The sequence below is a fragment of the Burkholderia sp. HMSC10F09 genome, assembly GCF_001806955.1.
In the GTDB taxonomy this organism is placed as follows: Bacteria; Pseudomonadota; Gammaproteobacteria; order Burkholderiales; family Burkholderiaceae; genus Burkholderia; species Burkholderia multivorans.
Map to the genome: position 1 here is coordinate 7,471 of NZ_KV786826.1, position 2,184 is coordinate 9,654.

Annotated in this window: 2 pseudogenes; one reads left to right on the plus strand and one right to left on the minus strand. The window is 54.8% G+C overall.

Features of this window, described 5'->3' with window-relative positions:
• A pseudogene (locus HMPREF3115_RS31105) lies at positions 1-636 on the minus strand (transposase); the annotation flags it as partial.
• An 877-nt stretch (positions 637-1,513) separates the two neighbouring features.
• Between HMPREF3115_RS31105 and HMPREF3115_RS29865 the strand changes: the two are divergent.
• A pseudogene (locus HMPREF3115_RS29865) lies at positions 1,514-2,038 on the plus strand (hypothetical protein); the annotation flags it as partial.
• Between the last annotated feature and the right edge of the window lie 146 nt (positions 2,039-2,184).

The window sequence follows — 2,184 nt, forward strand, 5'->3', positions numbered from 1 at the left end:
AAAGCAGCGCGAACTGGGTCATCGCGCTCTTCCAATCGTGCCGAGAGCCGGTCCACTTGGCCACGACGTTGCGCAGCGCCAGCCAGATCAGTTTGAGCGCGGCCTCGTCCGACGGGAAGTGGCCGCGCGCCTTGATGATCTTTCGAAGCTGCATGTGCAGCGACTCGATCGCGTTGGTCGTATATACAATTTTCCGGATATCAGGCGCGAAGGCGTAGAACGGAATCACCTGATCCCAGGCCCGGCGCCAGAGCGCGGTAATCGGAGGGTATTTCGTACCCCACGGGCTCGTATCGAACGCGTCCAGCGCCACGGCGGCCGCTTCGGCCGACGGTGCCCGATAGACCTCCTTGAGCGCCGCTGCGACCGATTTCCTGTCCTGCGCACCACGCCTTCGTCGCGGATCTTGACTCGCAAGGCATCGAAGAACACGACCGGGTACATCGGCTCGAGCGGTCGCTGCTGCCATTCGCGCACTTCGTCGATCACGGCATCAGTCACCGTGCTGATGAAGTCCGGCGACACCTCGATGCCATACATCTCCAGCAGGAAGCCCTGAATCTCCCGCACGCTCATGCCGCGTGCGTACATCGCAATGATCTTGTCGTCGAAGCCTGTGAAGCGTCGCTCGCCCTTGGTCTCTCGTTCACGACCGACGGAGCAGGCAATCAAGTTCCCATGAATGAATATGGGATTCCTAATCGCAATCAGTTTGAACCCAAGCAAAATATTGCGTCACCTTACAAGAGAGACGCTGCATGTGGCCCCAATGCAAAGCAGACGGCGTCAGTTCAGGGAGTTCCATGCGTCGTTTGTGGAACCGTTGCGCCGACGATGGTTGCTGATCACAAGGATGCGCTCGTAGTAGAGTACTACCGATCCCGGAAGGAATGACGTAGCAGCCCAATCTGCTGTTACCGCGGTGCAATCGCATTGCCCCGTGTGTTCAAGACGCCAAGGTGGAATGGCATCCGCTTTCTCGAAATGTATGAAGGACAAGCTAGGACTTTGATAATGGAACAGAGGGACGCTCAGGAATTGCTTCGACTCCAACTAGATACGTGCAGACGGTACGATCTTCCAGACTGTGCGCCCGAGGACATGGTCGCTGTCGCGATTTCTACACTTGGAAAGATGCCAGTGTACGGGACACGAATTTCGTTGCCTGCAGGAGGCATTGTCAGTTGGTTCTTTCATTGCGGTGAGTATTCTGATGCAGCCGATTTTTACCAGCCGGTGCATACCGACCATCTTGCAGAACTCCTTCCCGCGGTCATTAAATACCTTCGACTACCTCATGGATCAAAGTTCATCATTGATGACAACGGCTTCGAGGATGTCTGGCTAGTACAGTGAGGTCGCAGTGAGACGGGGCTGAATTATCACCGGCACCAGGGCTATGGTGAGTTGGTTCAATATAGGTGCGTTTTGCAAGATCGAGGACGTGATCGATCTCGTCAAACAAAGAAAGATGTGGGCGCGATATACATGATTAACGTTCCGGAAGGCCCGGAGCCCGGTGCGGCCGGAAAGCACGTTACCAGCCGAGGTGCCGAAGGTGCTCGGCAACCTGCTGAAGGCGTATGCGGGGATGCACTTCCATCAAGTGATCACAGGCGATACAACCACGACGGTTGTAAACGAGAGGCGTGAAAGGCTGATGGTCAACGATCCTGTTCTGCATACTACGGAAGTGCCACTTCCCGACGTGAATGCGGCGATCGCATATCAGCAGAAACAGATCGGACGCGAGTTGGGTCAATATGATGAGAGATCGAATAGTTGCGTCGACCACGTAGCTAATGTATTGCGGGCCGGTGGCGAGAACGTTCCCTCGGGACCGTTGGGTCAATCGTTGATTTATGAGGAGCTTGAATACGCCGGTTATGGTGTGACGGACGACCGGGCTGTTCTTCAACGTCATGGCGGGAATTGGGAATCCGCAGAAATGTGCAGGTTTACCGACGAGCACGCGATGGAGCAGGCGATAGGGCTATTTACTGCAGCTTGTGCCAAGTGTTTGGCGGAAATGCTGTGACACTCCATGCTGAAGCGACAAAAAAGATAGAAAGCCCAGACCGCAAATCTATCGTCAATCAAGCTAAATCGGGTTGGGGAATTGCGGGTGGCAGCTATGTAGTCGATCGAATCAGGTGTGTGATTCATAGACATCGTTTCAACTAA